We start from the raw sequence: 3,503 nt of genomic DNA on the forward strand, positions 1-3,503 counted from the left end.
TCGGGCGGTAAGCCGGTCAGATTCCCCGTTGCCTTGGCACCGTGAATTAATATCTGCTTTAATCGGTCCCTCTTTGTTTTGCTCATATCCATGGCATTACCGAGGGATTTAATCTCTTTACCCACATTGCCGAGCATTCCGCCCCGGTAATCGTATCCCTCGAAGAACACCGAGGACGCATCCCTTACGAGAGGGATTGTGGAAAGCAACATTTTCCCGGTTGAAGTGAAAGGATATAAAGCAATATCTCCCGGAGTCTTGGGGGTATTGCCCCTTGTCAATTCATTAATAATTCCGGGGATGGTAAGCAGGAACCAGTAGTCTTTCATAAGATCGAGAATTCCATAATCCAGGGTGGGGGATTTATATTTTCCCCATGCCTGGATTATCTGATTGTATTGAGCATTAAAGAACGTATAAAAGAACGTGATAAAGGTTTTAAATAGTTCGCCACCGCGCATTATAGCGGCTTTATTCTTCGGGCTTGCGCTTCCCTGGGATCGTTCCGTTACTCCGTCGGCGTAATCTATAGCTCGGCCCTCGTCTCCTTGTGCTATGTTCTCAACACGCCCATTCATTGCCTTGGTGTATGCGGATAGCCAGGCCATGCGAGCAGTGCGAGTGTCGAGGTAGGCAGTCATATACATACCCCACCGAAGATAAAGGTCTTTCCACGAATCGCCGTTGCCTACGTCTGCCATTTCCCGATCATAGGAATGCGATCTATTGGCGATAGAAGCGCTTCGCTCTTCAATGAATTTATCCCACTTCCACGGATTGGAGAGATAGGCAGATACTCCCTTGAGTACCCAACCCGCCCCGACTTCCGGTATGGCTGAAAGGATGGCCGTAGGCTGGATTAATGCCGTTGATAGCCTGCCAACCATAATAAAGGCGGTTGTGTTCCTGCGGATATATCCAACCAACGCTTCCCCCTTGAGCATTGGCTCACGTCCGGGATTAGCGATTTCTTTCAACCAGGGCTTTAATTGCTTATATGCGTTTTCTCCCCTCGCTATCGTTACAGCCCGCTTGAAATCTGGATCGTTTATAATCTTAAGAAGATTTCGCACCGCTACTGCATGAGTCGCAAAATGGGTGCCTTCATTGAAATACTGCGAGAGAACTTTTATGAAGTTTAACTCTGGAGGATATTTCCCGCCCTTGCGTTCTATGGTTGATCCGAATTTCGTACCGATGAAGGGGAAGAAGTCTTTGAATGCCTGTTCCGCCTCCCTTTCCGTCTTGGCCTCATTAATACGGTCGGATAATTTCCTATCGAAGTAAAGGGGGTAATAAACGCCCTTAACCCGAATCATTGGTCGGCCATTTAAAGCGAGGTAGGTTTTTTCTACATGAGGCGTAAGTATCGGCAGAAGTTCCTCGACTATCTTTCTTGCGATCTCTTTTTCTCGCTCGGTGAGTAGGTTGCCAGGTATGTCTATCTGCTCTTCTGTCAACCATTCCTTTTTCTCTGGATCTCCGAACCCTTTAGCTAACGCCGCCCGGTTATCCGGGTGAAGACTATGCAGATACCATCCCACCATTTCAAGTCGAGTCATGGGGAAAGGCAGCCCCTTAACTGTATGCTTTTCCGTACTGAATGCCTTGCGGTCTTCAATAAGTGCAAGAGTTTCATCTATAGCCTTGCTTGCCTTCTCTTGTAGTCTGATTTCGGCATCAGCCGCCGCCTTACATTCAAGCCACATTTCTTCATAGACCGGCCCCATTTCGTGGAAGCCATCAAGGGCCCGCAGAATCATTTCCGGCATAAGCAGTTCACTATGATAAGCATCTATACCGTCTAAAAACTTCTGAGCTACCCCTTTTTCTCTGGAAGAAGGAGGAAGCGGTCGGTCTGGACTTACTTCAACTGTTTTGGCGTTCTGGTAGATTGAACGGATAACCCGGAGTTTTGAAGCTTGGAAGGAAATCTTTCTCTGCTCCCCGATAAACTGGTCGTGGATCTTCCCGGCATAATGAATCTGCTTTGCCGTATCATGCAAGAGTCTTACGTCATCCATACTCATAGAGCCAAGACGTTGACCACGGTAATACATTTCCTGGAGTCGCATTATGAAATCACGGTCAATAATTATAGCCTCGCCGTTTACTTCCTGCTTATCGACAAACTCTTGCAGAGCGCCGGGCTTCAACTTGGCCTGTCTCTTTGTTCTCCCTGTGAGCTGGATAAGCTCAATCAGGGCTTCTTTGTATTCCCAATTAACCTTTTTATCGTTAAGCATTCGGTTAAGGCTTTTGGTGATTTTCTGAAATTCGTTTCTTGCCTTAACCATATCGCGGTATTTCTGCGAAATCTCGCGCTGCCGTTCCTTGGCCTTAAGTGCTGCCTCTTTCTTGCCTGCGTTAAAAGCGGTTCTAGCCGCAGCCGCTTCTCGTTTCATTGCCGCGATAAGTTCCGGGTAACTTCCCCGGTCATTGACTTGATCGACTTTAATCTGCCCCGTATTTTCACGAATTACCTGCTTAATGCCCCGAGCCGTCTTGTTCTGCATCTTTGCCGTAGCGCTCTCGGTGATCTCTTTCAGTACCTTTATTTCTTCATCTAAAAGCCGCAAGTGCATATCAGCGGCCAGCTCTTCTTTCGTGGGCGCATATTCGGACCGCAAGGAATCTACTATCGATTCTATGGCTTCCGGTTTTGTCTTGGAATTGATAAACGCCTGCACCATACTATCCAGATCGCCGAATCCGAAATCCGCCGCTACCTCGTCAGGAACAAGTTTTCCCTTGGGGGAAACAAGCCCGCGCCGCGCTGCCTTCAGGCTGCCAATTGTTTCGTCTCCGTAGTCCGCCCGAAGCTGCTTTTCGTTTAGCCCGCCACGCTTTACTATTTCATCCATACCGCTATGCACGGGATCGTCCTTGAGGAGTTCAAGCGCCTCCTTGCGCCATCCGGCTTCACGCTTCGCATCCTCCCTTTTCATTTGCGCTTCCACGTTTACCCGTGCTCTACGGTACGCCTCGGAGGCCAGCTTATCGTATGAGTCCATTTCCTTCACGGTCAGAGGATGATCGGCCGGTTCAACGAAATAGTCTTCGTTAAGCTCGTAAATGGGACGTTCCTTGCGTTCGGCTTCGGTTGCAACCATGCGGTCAAAATGTGCTCGAAGATTGTCGGACAATTCAACTTTGAGGTTTTTCAGGGTTTGATAGATGTTTATAAGATATTGCCTCATCTTAGCAAAGATGGCGCGCAGCCTGTAGGTGGGCGCTTTACCTTCCATCCAATAGCGTTCCCATGCTCTAGCATAGGTCTCCTCGTGCCTTTCCGACCAGCCCTTCCCGGGGACTTCCGATGTGATTCCAAGATCTTCTTCGACGACCCGCAATTCTTCCGGCGATAGCAACCGCTTGCGCATCCAGTGACCGATTTCGTGGATCACGGTAGATACGTCGGCTTTTTCGAAAAGATGGAAGAAAACCCGGCCATCTTCGAGGAATTGGATTGCGCCTTTTTTACCAATGCGCTGATAGAGCGT

General features: G+C 48.7%; 1 protein-coding gene. It reads right to left on the bottom strand.

All coding sequences use genetic code 11. The features are described from left to right. The coding region (locus tag PHI12_14220) for a hypothetical protein (protein MDD5511943.1) at positions 1 to 3,407 on the bottom strand (3,407 nt) is incomplete at its 3' end. Between the last annotated feature and the right edge of the window lie 96 nt (positions 3,408 to 3,503).

This window comes from Dehalococcoidales bacterium (genome assembly GCA_028716225.1).
Lineage (GTDB): Bacteria > Chloroflexota > Dehalococcoidia > Dehalococcoidales > UBA5760 > UBA5760.